Genomic DNA, 16,034 nt, shown 5'->3' with positions numbered 1-16,034 from the left:
CTAATCGTCGTCTTCCTCTTTGCGCAGCTTCTTCCTTATCCGGCTAGGTCTTATCGCAATATAGGCTAGCACGCAAGCAGCCGTAGCGACAACAGGCGTATAATAGCCTTGCATGAGCAACGGCAAAGCCAGGGGCAATGCTAGCCATGCGGCAACAACGATAAGCGCCATCCGGTCGACCTTCGTATAGTGCTGAATGCGCTGACTATCCGGCAGCGGATATACATGCTTCCATACGGAATGGCGATGGACTTGTCTAAGAGCTCCCAGTTGGACGGACAAGACAAGCAGGAACAAGGCATACACAAGGGATGCTCCCCATCCGGACAAGGAAGCGTCCTCGGCAATCCAATAGGTAACGAGTCCGCCGAGCAGCAGCAGTCGGATAAGAATGCCGCCCATTTCCGTTCTAAGGAGCGAAGCTAAATATAAGTAAACGAAGGTGTTGCGTCTGGAATACGGAACTAACCGGAGCACCCAGGCGATGTACGATCGCCGCGCGATCGGCGAGGGCAGTGTCGGAACGTCGATGAACATGCCGAAGAACGTATAATAGCGTTTATGCGTCGTCTTCTCTTCCTCGATCAGCCGCTCCCAAGGAAAGCGATGACTGCTTGGCAGACGATAAACAATAGCGAAGAGCGCGGCAACCAATAACGTGAATATTGCCGACTGCCATGGAACGAACGTCAGCCACGCATAAAGCACGATTACAGTCGCGAGCCAGCGTGCCGTTCGAAGCAGACGTCGCATACCCGGCCATGCGATCTTGCGCTCCTTCCAGCCTCCCCATAGATTAGCTCCCCGTATAGCCGCCACTCCCAATATAAGTACCAGCCAGTGCGCAGGAGCGGCCCCTTGTCTATAGATGGGCACATACAATAGCAGCATGACCGCGCTAAATAGGGCCGTCATGATCGTCGAACGCCGGTAGGATGCCGCAATATAGCTCCCCATCTCCCCTTCGCGCGGCATAAGAAACACCGTATCCGCAGGAGCAAGCCATGTGCGAAGCGGCGTCCAGCAAGAGGCGAGCACTAGAGCGATAACGCCTACTGCCGTGATCGGGAAATGCGGCGGCAAGTCTCTTATCAGCTTGAAATAGCCTAATGTTCCGGATATGGCAATGAGCGACAGAAAGGCCGGGAATCCGCTCATCGACATATAACGGAAGTAAGGCGTCGTTTCCTTTCGGAAAGCATGCGAGCGCCTCTTCCAAAGCGATTCAAGCGATCTGCCGTCACCCATCACGGACGGCCTCCCGTTACGAGCTTGTAGAACGCATCCTCAAGCGTTCCGCTTCTGCGATCGATTCCGGCAGCCCGCCTTACATCCTCAAGCGTGCCTTGCGCGGCGATATGTCCGTGATGCATAACGATGAATCGGTCGCAATACGTCTCCACCGTCGATAAAATATGCGAGCTCATCAGAATCGCCGCTCCGTTCTGCTTCACTTCAACCAGTCGTTCAAGCAAGGAACGAATCGCCAGCGGGTCGAGTCCAAGAAACGGCTCGTCTATAATGTAAAGCGGCGGCTGCGCGAGCAGCGCGTTCATAATCATCACCTTTTGGCGCATGCCCTTGGAGAGATGACTTGCGAACGCTTTGCGCTTAGGCAGCATTTGGAATTGTTCCAACAGCTCCTCCTGCCTGGCGGCAAAGTCGGTTTCCGCCACATCGTAAGCCATGCCCGTCATATGAAGATGCTCTTCAACCGTCAACTCCGGAAACAACTCAGGAGCCTCCGGCACGTAAGCGAATGCGGAGCGATATCGCTCCGGCTGCTCGGCAAGCGTCGTGCCCGCAACCTTCACCTCTCCCTGCTGCGGATTCATAAGCCCAAGAATATGCTTAATCGTCGTGCTCTTGCCCGCGCCGTTAAGGCCGATCAAACCGACCATTTCGCCTGCATTCACCTCAAAATCGAGACCGTGCAGCACCGGCCTGCGCGGACTATATCCGCCAATCAGCTGCTTTACCTGCAATATTGCATCCACTCGCGTCACCTTCACTATTACATATTGGCATCATGACTATCATCTATATCAGCATACCGAATTATGGGCGCAATATCAAAAAAAGCCGTCCCTATGCCCGCGCGAGCGGGATAGGGACGACTTTTGTCTTTCACTTGCTTCTATTTAATTTCAATCGATTCTACGATAGCGTTTTTGCCGGTAACCTTTACAGACTGTCCTTCTTTAAGCAGGGAAGCATTGCCTACGATCTTAACATCAGGGGATACGCTATAGATAAGAACGTTCGTTTCGGAATCTTCCACTTGCGTAACTGTAATAGCGGACAGCTTCGCCGACGCATTGAATGTCAGCGAGTGTACGGTGCCCGTCTCCGAGAAGCTGATCACTTCCGGCTCGGAATCCGTTACTTCGATGAATACGACTTTGTTCTGGTATGTGCGTACCAGCACTTCGTCGCCTGCGCGAAGCGCGCTTACGGCAACTTTTTTATCATCGCGGAAAATAAAGACGTTAGCGTCGAGCGTAAGCTCAACTTCCGTTTTGTCAGCCTTTACAACCGTGATCTTGCCGCCGCTTGCAGCTGCTTTCAATGAACCCGCAATCGCCGTAGCGTCGTGATCCGGCATTTCCTCATCCGTACGGTCAAGCAGCACAGCAAGCTCGGCGCGGCTGATCGGCTGGTTAGGGCGGAACGTCTTGCCGTTGCCCTCGTTGTAGCCCGAAATAATACCTTTCTCCAATGCCAAGGCTACGTATCCGACGGAACCGGCCGGAATTTCCTTCGCATCCTTAAAGTCGAGCTTCGTATTGTTAAGAGCCTTTGCTTCGTCTTCCAGCTTAAGCGCTTTTATAAGCAGGATCGTGGACCACAGTCTTGTCGCTTGCTTTTCCGGCTTCACCTCGGTCTCGTTTTCGAAGAACAGGTCGTTTTCAAGAGCCACGGAGACGTAACCGACCGCCCACGGGTATTTTTTCTCGATTTTGTCCGCGTCCTTGAACTGAAGCTCCGTGCTCATCTCTGCTTCCGACTCGGCTTGGTCTCTAAGACCCATCAAGCGGACAGCGGCCGAAATCGCCTCGATGCGCGTAATTTTATTCGCAGGCTTGAAAGTACCGTCCTCATATCCCGTAAAAATACCTTTGGAAGCAAGGCGCATGATGTACTCGGTAGCCCATTTCAAATCTTCTTCGTCTTCAAACTTCCATACAATCTTATATTTATCGTCGTCTTCCTCATCATCATCGTCATTGTCATTCCGGCTATCTTCGTTCTGATGTTTTTTGTCGTCATCGCGATCTCCGCCATTTCTTCCATTATCGGCGAATGCCGCTGTCGCGCCGCCTGTAAGCATCATAAGTGCCAATGAAGTAATTGCCGTCTTCTTCCACATACTTTGTTTAGTCAAGAAAGCCACTCTCCTTGTTTTCGTTTGCGGAAATTTCCGCTTTTTACCTTCGCCCATAACGTTCGGGGGAGGGTGTCCGATTTAGGAGGGTGGCTTGAAAAAAAATATTATTTGTCGTTTTTATCGGCTTCGCGCTTCGCTTTAAGCCATTTTGGAGCGCCCTTATTTTTCCCGACGCGCTTGCGTTCTTCCTTGGCCTTCGCCTTCGTAATCGGCTTAGGCGCCGCCTTCGCGGCCGGCATCTCCGAGCCGGCTACCGCCCTGCCGACTGCCGGCTTAGCCGTTTGCGGCTTAGGCGTCTTCTCGCCCGCTCCGGCGATACGGACCGGCTTCGTCTCAACAGCGGCATTGCGGCCAACCGGCGTTCCCCGCTTCGCGCCAGCATTCGTTTCGCCTTCCCTGCTTGCGAACGGCTTCGTCGCCTCGCGCAGCTGCTCGTTCGTCAGCAGTTTGCCTTTGAACATAACACGTTCCTCTAAAGCTATTCCAAGCTGCTTGCGGAACTTGTCCATAATGAACAGCTCCTGAGGCGTCACGATCGTCACGACCGTACCGGGTCTGCCCATCCGCCCCGTCCGACCTGCCCGATGGACGTAATGATCGGCGTCAATGGCTGGATCAAGCTGAATCACAAGCGGCAATCCTTCAATATCAAGTCCGCGCGCGGCAACGTCTGTTGCCAGAAGGAGCTGGCAGCGTCCTTCGCGGAACCGTGCGAGCGTGGCTGCCCGGCGCTGCTTATCGGCATCGCCGTAGATCGCCTCCACGGTGAAGCCTTCATAAGCAAGCTTCGACTCCCAATTGGAAATATTGTCCGTATCGTTCAGGAATAGCAGCGCGGAAGACGGCTTCAGCAAACGTACCAAACGGCGCGCGGTATCCGTTTTGTCCCTCTTGTCGCTAAGCATATAGTAATTCTCGATCGTCTCCGACACCCGCTGCTCCGGCGTAATCTGGATACGCGCCGGATCTCTCATCCAGCGGCCCTCGAATCTGGCCATGACCTCGGGGTACGTTGCGGAGAAAAACGTAATTTGACGTTCCTTTCCCGTCGCATGCAATAACGTCTCAACCTCTGAGGTGGATCCGAGGTGGAACACCTGATCCGCCTCGTCTACGACGACGAAACGAACGTCATGCAGCTTCAGCTTGCGCAGCTTCAGCAGCTCATGAATACGCCCCGGCGTGCCGATGACGAGCTGCGGATGAAGCTTCAGCTTCTCGACTTGCCGCTTCAGCGCCGCTCCCCCGATCAATTGCTGAACGCGAACGCCAAGCGGCGCCGCATACGACTCTGCTACTCTTACGATTTGCATGGCGAGCTCCTGCGTCGGCGACAAAATAATCGCTTGAATCGCATTCGATCCCGTATTTACTTGCTGCAGAAGCGGAAGCAAATAAGCGATCGTCTTGCCCGTTCCCGTCTGCGACCTTGCCGAGACGTCGCGTCCAGCCAGCAGCAGCGGAATCGTCTCGGCCTGAATGCTTGTCGGCTGCATGATGCCGTTCTCCTCCAGCTTGGCGCCAAGCGTCTCGTTAATACCTAATTCCATCCAATTTTGCTTGCTCATACGCGTTGTTGTTCCTCTCTCGTGCTATCTTATTTTCGATTAAAAATACCGCCCACCAGCCGGTCCGCCAGCCTCGGGAATAGTCCGTAGAACCATATGCCCACCGACGCCGCCCTAGGCAGATTAAGCTCCTCCTTGCGTCTTTCCATGACGCGTACGATCATCTTCGCCACGTATGTCGGCTTCATCATGAACCAGCCGACGTTTTTCACATAGCTGCCCGTTGGATCAGCCATTGCGAAAAACTCCGTATCGATCGGCCCAGGATTAACCGACGATACTCTAATGCCTTGCGGCTTAAGCTCCATGCGAAGCGAATTCGTGAATCCGAGCACCGCATGCTTGGTCGCTGAATAGCCAGTCGACTTGGACGACCCGATCTTCCCCGCCATCGAGGCAACGTTAACGATATGGCCGCTGCCCTGCTTGAGCATGTGCGGGAGCACTGCTTTCGTACACCGGACGATGCCCATGTAATTCGTATCCATCATATCCATGAAGCTTTCCACGGGAGCATCAATGAAATACTCAAACTTTCCGAAGCCCGCATTGTTAAGCAAAATATCGATCCTGCCGTATTTTCGAATGGCTTCGTCAACCGCTTGCTGTACATCGGCCTGATCGGTTACGTCCATCCGAAGAATCGAATGCGTGCCTTTGATTGTCGCCGATAGTCGTTCCAGCTTGGCATAATTGCGCCCAGTCAGCACCGGTATCGCGCCGCGTTCCGCCAGCAGCGCCGCGGTCAAAGCTCCTATGCCGCTAGACGCTCCCGTTATGAATACGATCTTCCCGTTTATCATCCAACATCACCCATTATGAAGTCTTATCTTTCAAGTTTACTTGATCGACATCCAAGACGCAAAAAAAGCTCCCGAAGGAGCCATTTCTGTGCTACGATGCGATTAAAACTTGAATGTCCAGTTCTCCGATTCCTTCCATAATGAGAGGAATCGTTAGCGCTTGTTTTGCAGTAAATCCGGCTGAATTAGCCGATTGAATAACTTTCGGCGGCGTTATGTCGACTCTCACGCCTTGGTTAAACAGCATCGTACTGGCATTTCCGCTAATCATGTTGCCCAGCTCAGAAATAGCACTCCGAACGATCTCGTCGATCTCGGAGATTACGAATCCGCCCATCATGGCGGACACCATCTTTAGCGCGACCTGTTCACTAAGTCCGAATACAATGTCACCGTTCATCTGTCCGTTGAGGCCGATTTGAATCCAAATATGATTCTCAACAAACTTAATATCCTTTAGGCCAAGCTGACCGGTAGCAGGACGTATCTGTATAACCTGCTCAATAACGATTTTTGCAGATTCAAGAAACGGGTTTATATATTCTGCCTTCATAAAAAGGTTACGCTCCTTCTCGACAAAATTCGCGATTTGTCTTGTTTGATTTTCATTATACTTAAAAAACTAGGACAAGTATACTACAAACAATGCAGTTGCGCCTTTAGTCCTATGAAACGAAAGAGCTTGTCGGACTACACGGATATTCGATTCGGGCTGGCTGCTGGACACGGTAACTTTGGGAGTTGAAAAGCGGAATACGCCTGTCCGGCGCTATATCGATACGGACGGTCGTTTCCCTGAACCTATCTTTGATGCCACCGAATCTATCGAGGGAAAGTTATAACCGGAACTGTCTTCATTCTTTAGGCCCAAAGAATGGCATGAAGCGAATCGCGATCTTGCGACATTCGAAGAACGCTTACCTTCATCTTGACAATGAATGGACGCTATGGGGGTGAGCGATGGATGACGCTTTGGAGGTTAATAGTCAAGGACCATAATCGGGATGATAGCCGAGAAGGCGCGCTGTTTCCGCGCGCCTTTCTCGGCTATCCGTTTGCTAGACCGCTTTGTCCGTACTGCTTCTGCGGAAGCGAAGACGGATGAGCCTCAGCTTCTCGTACAGCGTATCGACGGGCTTTCCTAATTCGGAGGCCTCGCTTGACCCGTATACTTGCTGAAGTACCGGCTTTAAGTAACGGTCGCCCACGCTCGTCAACGCATGCCAGACAAGCTGTTGCTCCTCCTCCGGCATCTCGGACAGCTCGCGATTGATGAGCGGCTCCAGGTCATACCCCTCCTGCTCCAACTGCTCGATACGATCAATCAGCTCGCGTCGTGAAAGCTCCAGCTTCTCCTCGAGCAACCCGATCGTCCCCCCCTGCTGGGCTGCGAGTAAAATTTGTTTTTTGGCGCTATGGCGGTCCATCTGGTTCTTATACTTCGTCTCCTTCTGCTTGAACAACCAGCCCGTATAGGCGGAGGTGTCCAGCTTCTCCGCGACCCATTGCAAAGGGAATGCCGTTTCGCGTGCGAAGCGGTTCGTTACGGCAATGACTTCTTCAGCGTACGCGGCAAGCTTGGCATTTCCCCAGCCCGGAATTTGCGCAAGCTCCTCCTCGGAATGAGGCACAAAGGCGCTAATCATCCAGAGCATCCGATTCGTCGATACGAGATAGGCCGACTTTTTCTCGGAGGCTGCCTTCGCCCTCCTCCATTCGCGCAGCGACTGGAATAACTCTTGATTAGCGTGCAGCTCGCCATAGCATTGCAGCATCGTCAAGAAGCTGCCTGCGGATGTTCGGCGTTCCTCCAGCATACCGTCGATAATCGGCGTATAACCTTCGCCCATCTTCCTAGCAATGCCATGGCGGAATGCAATCATCATCTCTTCCCATGACGTTCCTTCGAACCATGTTTCCGGGTTGCCTTCGGACTGCTCGCCCTCCATCCACAATACAGACCAAACCCCTTGCCGCTCGCAGATCGACAACTGCGAGCTGATGACCCGATGATCGGCCTCCGTTTTCTCGAATGTGTTCAAAAATACGATTTGCATACCCGCTACACTCCTTCATCGAATATAATGATAGATACGAATCGCAGATCGGCAGAGCAACGCCCGGCGCACAAAAAAAAGCACCTCTCCTGCCTAAGCAGAAGAGGTGCTCCCTCACGATCGATGATTCGATTGCTTACAGACTACCATATGGAAAGGTTTATGACAAGCGTTTTGTTAGTGTATACTTAACCGTAATGCCGCTGCGGTCTCTAAGAAGGTTTTGCAGCTTACTAATGCGAGTGGAGGCTATACCCGATGCTACTTCCCGATTATGATTTTATGTCCGATACGACCGAGGATACCTCGACTAGATTCGTTACGTTCATTACGCCGAGCTTAAAGCGGTTCGATCTCGCGATCACGGCAACGCATCGCTTTTATGGAAAGAAGCTCGTCACCGAGCTGCAATCCGGCAAGACAGCCATTATTGGTCCGGATGACCTCGAGGAGGAAGGTTATCTGGCGTTTACGTTCAAGCTCAATGAGGAAGAGGCTGGCGAGCTTGCTCAATTTTTGTATTTTGTTGTTGGAACGGTGAATTTTACCGATTGATCGGGGAACACTGAGAGGGTATCCAATAACTATTTCGGAGGCGACTCTCAATGACTCGTTACAAGGACGAAGATCGTCAAGCGTACACGGACGTATCGACTGTGGAATCGCAGCCCAACGACCTTATTCCGGATCTATTTCCGGAAGGGCCGTACAGCACGGATCTGCTGGAGGAATCGCCGGGCAAGAACAAGCCGTGGCGAATCGACCAGAGCGCTTCCGAGCGCTTCGACTATGAGAATCGGTCGCTGCATGAAGATTTCGACCGTGACTACCCTGGAGACGAGGGTTACGCCTTAATCATTCCCGAAGTACTGGACGAACCATAACCGACTACAAGGCCCCTTTTTCCTCATTACGCCTATTATTGCGTTTGCGGAAAGGGGCTTTTTTCCTAAGCAGGCCGTTTAACGCAATATTAGGTATGTTTCCTCTCTAGACAACCGTTTCTATCAGATAAACCACAAATGCCCTATAAGCAGGACACTATATTCAATAGTGTCCTGCTTATAGGGCATATTAATTAACTAATCAAAGCGACCAAGCTTTTAAATTCGAGCTCCTCGAATTTGCGAAGCACGATTTCACGCTCGTAAGCCCAGCAGCAAGCTTCCAGCTCGGCCGAGACCGGCGCATCGCATCGAATCGTTGCAAGATCGCGGGACAGATGCAGCATGTCCAGATCCGCTTCGATCTTTGCCCGAATCGTCTTCGATACCGCCTCGAGATTGGCAAGCAGACCATCGATAGAGCCATGCTCCTGGATAAGCTTGTGCGCCGTCTTCTCGCCAATACCTTTGACACCCGGATAGTTATCGCTCGTATCTCCCATTAAACCTTTAATATCAATAATTTGGGCGGGCGTAAGCTGGCGCTCTTCCATAAGGCTGAGCGGAGTATATACCATGTAGTTGCCGATGCCCTTCTTCATAATAGCTACGGATACACTCTCGTCCACGAGCTGCAGCATGTCATGATCTCCTGTTACGACGACAACCTCAGCCTGATCCTTAAACGCACGCGCTAACGTACCGATGCAATCGTCAGCTTCATAACCTTCAATGCCGATGTTCGGCACGTTGAAGCTAGCGACGACCTCTTTCACCAGATCGAATTGCGGAACCAAATCTTCCGGGGCGCTCGGACGATTCGATTTGTAACCGTCATATTGCTCCGTACGAAACGTCGTGCTGCCCATATCCCAGCAGCAAATAATATGCGTAGGCTCGAAAGTCTTGACCGCATCCATGAAATAACGAACAAAACCATGAACGGCATTAACCGGCAAGCCGGAGCTCGTCCGGCGAATACTGCTGCTGCTTCCGAACGTCGTAGCAAAATAAGCTCTAAACAAAATTGCCATCCCGTCGACAAGCAACAATTTTTGATTGGCCATTACTATAATCCCTCTCCTCTAACGGTTGTTTTATAAACTATTTATTCCCCGCGAATGAACCTTCCAATCCGCTTGGCGGCTTCTATCAATCTTTCCTCTTCTTCGACAAGCGCGATGCGCACATACCCTTCCCCTTCCGTGCCAAAAGCTTCGCCAGGTACGACAACGACACCTGTCCGCTTCAGCATTTCCTGGGAAATCGTCCGCGACGTCCATCGTTCGGAAAGCGTCCATTGCATCGGCGGAAGCGGCGCCCATACGAACATCGTCGCCTTCGGCGCCGGTACATGCCATCCCTCTGCATACAAAGCATCGATAAACCGATTTCTTCTGTGCTCGTACAGCTTACCGGCCTTCGGCACATTCGCAGTAACGTCCATCGCTTCCCGCAACGCTGCTATACCGGCTTCTTGAACCGGATCGAACACCCCATAATCGATATTCGCTTTCAATTCACGCAGCGCGCCGACAGCTTCCCTATTGCCGGCCAAGTAGCCAATCCGACAGCCTGCCATATTGAAGCTCTTCGACAAGGAATGAAATTCAACCGCTTGTTCAAGCGCTTCCGGCACTTGCAAAATGCTCGGCGGCTCGCAGCCGTCGAAGCCCATCTCCGAGTAGGCCAAATCATGAACGACCAATACGTTGTGCTTGCGCGCCTTCGCAATTAAACGCTCAAAGAAAGCGAGGTCTGCGACTGCCGAGATCGGATTGTTCGGATAGTTAAGCAATATAAACGTCGCTTTGTCCCACTGCTCATCGGCAATCCCATCAAGATCAGGCATGTAACGGTTCTCTTCTCGCAGCGGCATGAGCACGGCTTCCACACCGGCAAGCGCAAGCGAAGCCGTATAGATCGGATAACCAGGATCGGGCAGCAGCGCCGTATCGCCGGGATCGCACAACGCCATCGCGAGATGAGCCAAGCCGTCCTGCGAACCAAGCAGCGTTACGATCTCATGGACCGGATCAAGCTCGACCCCGAATCGGTGCTTCATCCACGCGGCCGCATGCTCCTTAAAGGGCAATCCGCTTCGCGTTGCCGGATACGCGTACATATCAGAGCGCAGCGCGGCATCGCTAAGTACTTGCCTGACGGCTGGCGTCGGAGGCTTGTCCGGGCTGCCGATGCCCAAATCAATGATGTCTTGCCCGCTCGCTGCGGCAGCCGTCTTCCACGCCGCCACTTCGGCGAAGATTGACGATCCAAGCAGCGAGAGACGCTCCGACCTCCATTTCCGTTTGTCCTTGCTCATCGCTTCGATCACCCGTTCCTCTTCCATACTTGCTCGTACGTCTCTTCCTTGTAGCCAACCGTAACGGTCGTGCCATCGGTCACGATCGGCCGCTTGATAAGCATGCCGTGCTGAGCAAGCAGCTCATACTTCTCGTCTTCGGACATGGACGCCAGCTTGTCCTTCAAGCCTAGCTCCTTATATACTTCACCCGACGTGTTAAAAAACTTTTTCAATTCCAGTCCGCTTTGACGAACAAGCTCCTTCAGTTCCTGCGCGCTTGGCGTCTCTTCGACGATACTGCGCGACTTCACCTCATTGCCCTTCGCTTGCAGCGACTTAAACGCTGCCTTGCAAGTGCTGCATTTCGGATATTGAATTATCGTAAGTTCGTTCTGCTTTGTCATCGCTGGTTCCTCCTCATCGCTGTCGCCATTCCCTTGCGGCATAGCTTCTCTCTATCGTTCTTTATACGTTGCGGACACCCGATCCCTTATTGCCTTCAAATCCCTCACCATCGATTCATAACGGACACCAGATCCCTTTATTCACTCAAAACATGCCGTCATTTAACGGTTTGGGTGCATGTAAGGTACCTCATGTCCGTAACAACCCCAAACAGGCTTATTTGTCACAAATAAGGTATTTCATGTCCGCAAGCGTTGTGAAGTTATGAACGGACTATGTAGTTTGCCGTCAGGGAGTCAGTCTGAGTGGGAGCTAAATAGGCTAGGGAGTTAAATTCCCTTCAACGTCTGCTCCAGCGAGGCGAGCTCCGGCGGCAGCGCAGCATGCCAGACCATACGCTCGCCTGTCAGCGGATGCGTTAAGCCAAGCGTCTCCGCATGGAGCGCCTGGCGCCCTGCCGCTTCTTCCCATGCGGAGACAGCAGCCTCCTTAGGGCCGTAAAGCTTGTCCCCGATAAGGGGACAGCCGATGTGCCGCATATGAACGCGAATCTGATGCGTCCTGCCCGTCTCCAGCTTCAGCTTTACGGCGGCGGCGGCATTGCCGAAGCTCGCTGCCGTCTCATAGTGAGTCACCGACGCATAACCGTCCGGCGTTACGATCCGAAGGTGCGGTTCAAGCGGATCGCGGTCGATCGGCGCGTCAACCGTGCCGGCATGCGGCTTCGGGCAGCCATACACATAAGCGCGATACAGCTTCGTAACCGTTCCTGCTTGCAATTGCTCGGATAGCTGCTGATGCACATAGGACGTCTTCGCGATGGCGACAAGACCGGAAGTGTCCTCGTCCAGCCGATGCACCGGCCTGAACCGGACGCGTTCCCCCTTCTCCCTCCAATGATAGACGACGCCGTTCGCCAGCGTTCCCGTATAATGGCCATGGGTCGGATGCACGACAATGCCGGCCTGTTTATTGACGATCATCAGATCATCGTCCTCGAAGACGATCTCCAGCGGCATCGGCTCCGGCAATATATCGTCGGATTGCTCGCGCAGCATGCGGACGCGAATAACGTCGCCCTCCGCCACGGTTGCCGTCGTATAGACGCGCTGCTCGTTCACGGTCAGTCCATGCTCGGTCAGCTTCACCTGAGACAGCAGCTTGCGGGATACGCCAAGCTTGCGCTCCAGTACGGTGCGGACTTGCTTGCCGTCATCATTCTTATCTACCCGCACGATGAGCGGCTTGTAATATAAACGCTCCAGTTCAAGCTCATTCTCTAGCATCATTGCTTACCCGAACCCTTGCTCTTGCCCGTGCGGAACACTTCCGCGCTCCGCTCATATTCCGTATCGGCAACGCCGAGTCTCGCATTCGCCACGCGTGCCGCAGCGAAGAAGAAATCCGACAACCGGTTCAAGTAGGCTTGGACATCCTCGCTTACCGGATGCGAAGCCGCGAGCGCGAGCGACACCACGCGCCGCTCGGCTCTGCGGCATACCGTTCTGCACGCATGCAAGGCCGAGGACAACGCGGTTCCTCCAGGCAAAATAAACTTAAGCAGCTCAGGCGCTTCCTCCGTATACTCGTCAATCCACTCTTCCAATCGCGAAGCCGGCTCCGCATCCAGCTTAAGCGGCGCTCCCTCCTTCGCATAAGCAAGATCGGAGCCGCAATCGAACAGCTCATGCTGGATGACGATCAAGCGATCAACCAGCTCTGCAAGTCCCTCATGCTTAGCCGCTTCCGCCGCCGCGACGCCGACGAAGCTGTTCAGCTCATCAATCGTACCGTACGCTTCGACTCGCGCGTCGTCCTTCCGGACACGTCCCCCGATCAAGGATGTCTGGCCCTTGTCGCCCGTTCTCGTGTACAACTTCATGTTATCGCACCCTTCCAAGCCTCTCTATCTTCTGTTCCCACTATACCATAAAAAGCCCCCTTGAGGCGCTCGAGGCAGTATGTTCCTGCACATACACGCACGAAAGCAGCAGGCCGGATGTCACTCCTTCCTGCTGCTTCATACAAACATTCGGATTCGATCAGCGCTGCTGATTCACCTTATAAACGAATTGTCCGATCCGATCAAGCGCCTCGGTCAAGTTCGCAACGGAGGTCGCGTAGGAGCAGCGAAGATGACCTTCGCCGCCGAGCCCGAATACGTCGCCGGGCACGGCTGCCACTCCCGCTTCCTCCAGCAGACGCTGAGCGAACTCTTCGCTCGATAAGCCTGTGGATACAACCGATGGGAACGCGTAGAACGCGCCCTGCGGCTCATGGCATTGAAGGCCGATATCGCGGAAGCCCTTGACGACCAGTCTACGGCGCTGGTTGTACGCCTCGACCATCCGGTCCTTCTCCTCCAGGCCGTGCTGCAACGCTTCAAGCGCTGCGTATTGAGCCATGATCGGCGCGCACATAACCGTATATTGATGAATCTTCAGCATCGCGGACAAAATATCGGAGTGCCCGCAAGCGTAGCCCATCCGCCAACCAGTCATAGCGAACGCTTTGGAGAAGCCGCTAACGAGAATCGTACGATCCTTCATGCCCGGCATAGCAGCAAAGCTCACATGCTTCTCTCCGTACGTCAGCTCGGCATAGATTTCGTCGGAAATTACGATCAAATCCTTCTCCTCGACGAGCTTCGCAATAGGAAGCCAATCCTCATAAGTCATGATGCCGCCGGTCGGGTTGCTTGGATAACAGAGTATAAGTACTTTGGAACGCGGCGTTAGCGCTGCCCGAAGCGTCTCCGCCTTGAGCTTGAATTGATCCTCCGCGAACGTCTCGACGCCTACTGCAACTCCTCCGCTAAGCGTCGTAATCGGAGAGTACGATATATAACAAGGCTCCGGAATAAGAATTTCGTCGCCTGGAGCAATCAATGCGCGCAACGCAAGGTCAATCGCCTCGCTGCCTCCAACGGTCACGAGAATCTCGCTCGCCGGATTGTATTCCACGGCGAACTGGTCGTTCAAATATTGTCCGATCGCTTCGCGAAGCTCCGGCATGCCGGCATTGGACGTATATTGCGTCTTGCCGATTTCCAGCGCGTACACGGCTGCCTCGCGGACATGCCAAGGCGTTACAAAATCGGGCTCGCCAACCCCGAGCGTAATGACATCCTTGCGCGTGCTGACTAAATCAAAAAACCGACGGATACCCGACGGTTTAATGTCTCTCACAAGGGGAGACAAATAATCAGCCATCGTATGACGCTGCACGGGGGTAGATGTTAACTGTTCTTCACCTTTTATCATTACCATCACCCTTTGTTTTGTTACGGCGAAACCATCAACCGATGGTCACCTTCGTGCTCCTCGAAGATAATGCCGTCCTGTTTATATTTTTTCAAAATAAAAAATGTTTTGGTCGATAACACCGCATCAATCGGCGATAATTTATTGGATACAAAAGAGGCGACCTCTTTTAAATTTTTGCCTTCTACCTCGACGCATAAATCATAAGCTCCGCTCATGAGGTATACCGATTTCACTTCCGGATATAAGTATATCCGCTCCGCTATGCCTTCGAACCCGCGCCCGCGTTCCGGCGTAATCTGAACCTCGATGAGCGCCGTTACTTTCTCGTCATCCACTTTACTCCAGTTCACGACTGTCGCATACTTTACGATCACATGCTCTTTCTCGAGATAAGCGATCGCTTCCTTCACTTCCTCTACTGGCGCGGCCAACATCGTGGCGATCAATTCGGCATCTCTGCGCGCGTCTTCTTTAAGCAGCTCGAGCACTTTCAACTGTAATTCGTTCATCGTTAACTCCTTCCAGCACGCGTGCGGTTATATAAAAAATATTTTACAACGAATCGGGGCTTCCTGCAAAGAAAAAAACGAAAGACCCCGAAGGGTCTTTGCAAAATGCGACATATTGCCGCCGTTTATTGATAATTCGGTTGCTGGAATTGGTTCGATTGGCTTTGATGAACGGATGGCGTGTACATCGATTGCGACATTTGACCGCCCGTCTTTTGCTGCAGGAACTGCTGCGTCTTTTGCTTCGTCTGCTGGTATTGCTTCATCTGCTTATCCAACTCCTGGCGAAGAGCCGGCGAAGCCGTATTGTACATATTAGCCTGCTGCATAGCTTGGAACAACTGGCCTTGCATCGTTAACGTGCTGTTCGTCAGCTTCGTGAACAGCTCCCGAATGTCCGGGCAAGACGCTTCCGTCGCTGCCGTCGCATACTCGCGCACAACCCGCTTCAGATCGCATAATACCGTATAAGCCAAGTCTTCGTCTGAAAGAAACGGTTGATTTTGCTGTTGATACATAGTCTCTAGTCCTCCTAAAAGTTTTTGTAGCGTAATAATGAATTATTGTTGCGGCTGCGTCGGAGCGGTTTGCTGATGATGCGAGATCGCATGCAATAGCGAATCGTAGTGCTGCTGATGCGTCTGAATCATTTGCGAGCATAGGCTGCGCAGCGCTTGATTGGTTGCCATTGCAGCAACCTGGGCATTTTGCTTCATGAGCAAATCCTCGTTCGACATCGAATCCGCAACGTATTCAAGCTCTTTGGCGGTCATTGGTTGAATCATGATCCCACTCCTTCTTAGATCCTCTGAATTGGACTTTCCATAGTTCCAAACGTATTATGGGCAG

At 52.8% G+C, this 16,034-nt stretch carries 18 protein-coding genes; 2 read left to right on the top strand and 16 right to left on the bottom strand.

What is annotated here, in order from left to right; all coding sequences use genetic code 11:
• The 7 genes from J2T14_RS16395 to J2T14_RS16365 all read right to left on the bottom strand — a co-directional run bounded on the left by J2T14_RS16395 (window position 1) and on the right by J2T14_RS16365 (window position 7,816).
• Complete coding sequence (locus J2T14_RS16395; RefSeq protein ID WP_307472423.1) at window positions 1–1,248, bottom strand: ABC transporter permease; 1,248 nt, start codon at window positions 1,246–1,248, stop codon at window positions 1–3.
• The gene (locus tag J2T14_RS16390; protein ID WP_307472421.1) at window positions 1,248–1,997 is read right to left on the bottom strand and encodes an ABC transporter ATP-binding protein; all 750 of its coding nucleotides are present in this window, start codon (window positions 1,995–1,997) and stop codon (window positions 1,248–1,250) included. Before J2T14_RS16390 ends, J2T14_RS16395 begins: the two co-directional genes overlap by 1 nt.
• A gap of 140 nt (window positions 1,998–2,137) precedes the next feature.
• A complete protein-coding gene (locus J2T14_RS16385; RefSeq protein ID WP_307472419.1) occupies window positions 2,138–3,385 on the bottom strand; it encodes an S-layer homology domain-containing protein in 1,248 nt (415 codons plus the stop codon).
• A 107-nt stretch (window positions 3,386–3,492) separates the two neighbouring features.
• The gene (locus tag J2T14_RS16380) at window positions 3,493–4,956 is read right to left on the bottom strand and encodes a DEAD/DEAH box helicase (protein WP_307472417.1); all 1,464 of its coding nucleotides are present in this window, start codon (window positions 4,954–4,956) and stop codon (window positions 3,493–3,495) included.
• Window positions 4,957–4,985: 29 nt separating this feature from the next.
• Entirely contained in the window at window positions 4,986–5,759 is a 774-nt protein-coding gene (locus J2T14_RS16375; protein WP_307472415.1) for an SDR family NAD(P)-dependent oxidoreductase, read from the bottom strand.
• Between the two features lie 91 nt (window positions 5,760–5,850).
• Window positions 5,851–6,312 carry a chemotaxis protein CheX gene (locus tag J2T14_RS16370; RefSeq protein ID WP_307200478.1) on the bottom strand — a complete coding sequence of 154 codons (462 nt, stop codon included), beginning with the start codon at window positions 6,310–6,312 and terminating at the stop codon, window positions 5,851–5,853.
• Window positions 6,313–6,817: 505 nt separating this feature from the next.
• Window positions 6,818–7,816 (bottom strand): HRDC domain-containing protein, encoded by a 999-nt coding sequence (locus tag J2T14_RS16365; RefSeq protein WP_307472413.1) that lies wholly within the window; start codon window positions 7,814–7,816, stop codon window positions 6,818–6,820.
• A gap of 258 nt (window positions 7,817–8,074) precedes the next feature.
• On the opposite strand from J2T14_RS16365, the gene J2T14_RS16360 reads away from it, so the two are divergent.
• Entirely contained in the window at window positions 8,075–8,371 is a 297-nt protein-coding gene (locus tag J2T14_RS16360) for a DUF3055 domain-containing protein (RefSeq protein WP_307200482.1), read from the top strand.
• A gap of 50 nt (window positions 8,372–8,421) precedes the next feature.
• The gene (locus J2T14_RS16355) at window positions 8,422–8,700 is read left to right on the top strand and encodes a hypothetical protein (RefSeq protein WP_307200484.1); all 279 of its coding nucleotides are present in this window, start codon (window positions 8,422–8,424) and stop codon (window positions 8,698–8,700) included.
• 194 nt (window positions 8,701–8,894) lie between these two features.
• Here the strand turns inward: J2T14_RS16355 and J2T14_RS16350 are convergent, their stop codons facing one another.
• The 9 genes from J2T14_RS16350 to J2T14_RS16310 all read right to left on the bottom strand — a co-directional run bounded on the left by J2T14_RS16350 (window position 8,895) and on the right by J2T14_RS16310 (window position 15,970).
• Complete coding sequence (locus tag J2T14_RS16350) at window positions 8,895–9,767, bottom strand: 5'-3' exonuclease (RefSeq protein WP_307200486.1); 873 nt, start codon at window positions 9,765–9,767, stop codon at window positions 8,895–8,897.
• A gap of 41 nt (window positions 9,768–9,808) precedes the next feature.
• A complete protein-coding gene (locus tag J2T14_RS16345) occupies window positions 9,809–11,050 on the bottom strand; it encodes an aminotransferase class I/II-fold pyridoxal phosphate-dependent enzyme (RefSeq protein ID WP_307472411.1) in 1,242 nt (413 codons plus the stop codon).
• Window positions 11,032–11,409: an arsenate reductase family protein gene (locus J2T14_RS16340; RefSeq protein WP_307472409.1), complete on the bottom strand. Its 378-nt coding sequence runs from the start codon at window positions 11,407–11,409 to the stop codon at window positions 11,032–11,034. The genes J2T14_RS16345 and J2T14_RS16340 overlap by 19 nt, the downstream gene beginning before the upstream one ends.
• A 330-nt stretch (window positions 11,410–11,739) precedes the next feature.
• Window positions 11,740–12,699, bottom strand: coding sequence for an RluA family pseudouridine synthase (locus J2T14_RS16335; RefSeq protein ID WP_307472407.1), 960 nt, complete (start codon window positions 12,697–12,699; stop codon window positions 11,740–11,742).
• A complete protein-coding gene (locus J2T14_RS16330; RefSeq protein ID WP_307200492.1) occupies window positions 12,696–13,292 on the bottom strand; it encodes a cob(I)yrinic acid a,c-diamide adenosyltransferase in 597 nt (198 codons plus the stop codon). Before J2T14_RS16330 ends, J2T14_RS16335 begins: the two co-directional genes overlap by 4 nt.
• 160 nt (window positions 13,293–13,452) lie before the next feature.
• A complete protein-coding gene (locus tag J2T14_RS16325; protein ID WP_307200494.1) occupies window positions 13,453–14,673 on the bottom strand; it encodes an aminotransferase class I/II-fold pyridoxal phosphate-dependent enzyme in 1,221 nt (406 codons plus the stop codon).
• Between the two features lie 20 nt (window positions 14,674–14,693).
• Window positions 14,694–15,185: an Lrp/AsnC family transcriptional regulator gene (locus J2T14_RS16320; RefSeq protein ID WP_307200495.1), complete on the bottom strand. Its 492-nt coding sequence runs from the start codon at window positions 15,183–15,185 to the stop codon at window positions 14,694–14,696.
• A 125-nt stretch (window positions 15,186–15,310) separates the two neighbouring features.
• Window positions 15,311–15,703: a spore coat protein gene (locus tag J2T14_RS16315; protein ID WP_307200497.1), complete on the bottom strand. Its 393-nt coding sequence runs from the start codon at window positions 15,701–15,703 to the stop codon at window positions 15,311–15,313.
• A gap of 42 nt (window positions 15,704–15,745) precedes the next feature.
• Complete coding sequence (locus J2T14_RS16310) at window positions 15,746–15,970, bottom strand: hypothetical protein (protein ID WP_307200499.1); 225 nt, start codon at window positions 15,968–15,970, stop codon at window positions 15,746–15,748.
• Between the last annotated feature and the right edge of the window lie 64 nt (window positions 15,971–16,034).

It is taken from the genome of Paenibacillus harenae, from assembly GCF_030812415.1.
In the GTDB taxonomy this organism is placed as follows: Bacteria; Bacillota; Bacilli; order Paenibacillales; family Paenibacillaceae; genus Pristimantibacillus; species Pristimantibacillus harenae_A.
This window is presented reverse-complemented; position numbering and strand designations above follow the sequence as displayed.

Excerpts from the sequence above, each read along its gene's own strand:
- J2T14_RS16395 (WP_307472423.1), bottom strand. The coding sequence starts at position 1,248 with ATGGGTGACGGCAGATCGCTTGAATCGCTTTGGAAGAGGCGCTCGCAT.
- J2T14_RS16380 (WP_307472417.1), bottom strand. The coding sequence starts at position 4,956 with ATGAGCAAGCAAAATTGGATGGAATTAGGTATTAACGAGACGCTTGGC.
- J2T14_RS16375 (WP_307472415.1), bottom strand. The coding sequence starts at position 5,759 with ATGATAAACGGGAAGATCGTATTCATAACGGGAGCGTCTAGCGGCATA.
- J2T14_RS16370 (WP_307200478.1), bottom strand. The coding sequence starts at position 6,312 with ATGAAGGCAGAATATATAAACCCGTTTCTTGAATCTGCAAAAATCGTT.
- J2T14_RS16365 (WP_307472413.1), bottom strand. The coding sequence starts at position 7,816 with ATGCAAATCGTATTTTTGAACACATTCGAGAAAACGGAGGCCGATCAT.
- J2T14_RS16360 (WP_307200482.1), top strand. The coding sequence starts at position 8,075 with ATGCTACTTCCCGATTATGATTTTATGTCCGATACGACCGAGGATACC.
- J2T14_RS16355 (WP_307200484.1), top strand. The coding sequence starts at position 8,422 with ATGACTCGTTACAAGGACGAAGATCGTCAAGCGTACACGGACGTATCG.
- J2T14_RS16350 (WP_307200486.1), bottom strand. The coding sequence starts at position 9,767 with ATGGCCAATCAAAAATTGTTGCTTGTCGACGGGATGGCAATTTTGTTT.
- J2T14_RS16345 (WP_307472411.1), bottom strand. The coding sequence starts at position 11,050 with ATGGAAGAGGAACGGGTGATCGAAGCGATGAGCAAGGACAAACGGAAA.
- J2T14_RS16340 (WP_307472409.1), bottom strand. The coding sequence starts at position 11,409 with ATGACAAAGCAGAACGAACTTACGATAATTCAATATCCGAAATGCAGC.
- J2T14_RS16335 (WP_307472407.1), bottom strand. The coding sequence starts at position 12,699 with ATGATGCTAGAGAATGAGCTTGAACTGGAGCGTTTATATTACAAGCCG.
- J2T14_RS16330 (WP_307200492.1), bottom strand. The coding sequence starts at position 13,292 with ATGAAGTTGTACACGAGAACGGGCGACAAGGGCCAGACATCCTTGATC.
- J2T14_RS16325 (WP_307200494.1), bottom strand. The coding sequence starts at position 14,673 with ATGATAAAAGGTGAAGAACAGTTAACATCTACCCCCGTGCAGCGTCAT.
- J2T14_RS16320 (WP_307200495.1), bottom strand. The coding sequence starts at position 15,185 with ATGAACGAATTACAGTTGAAAGTGCTCGAGCTGCTTAAAGAAGACGCG.
- J2T14_RS16315 (WP_307200497.1), bottom strand. The coding sequence starts at position 15,703 with ATGTATCAACAGCAAAATCAACCGTTTCTTTCAGACGAAGACTTGGCT.
- J2T14_RS16310 (WP_307200499.1), bottom strand. The coding sequence starts at position 15,970 with ATGATTCAACCAATGACCGCCAAAGAGCTTGAATACGTTGCGGATTCG.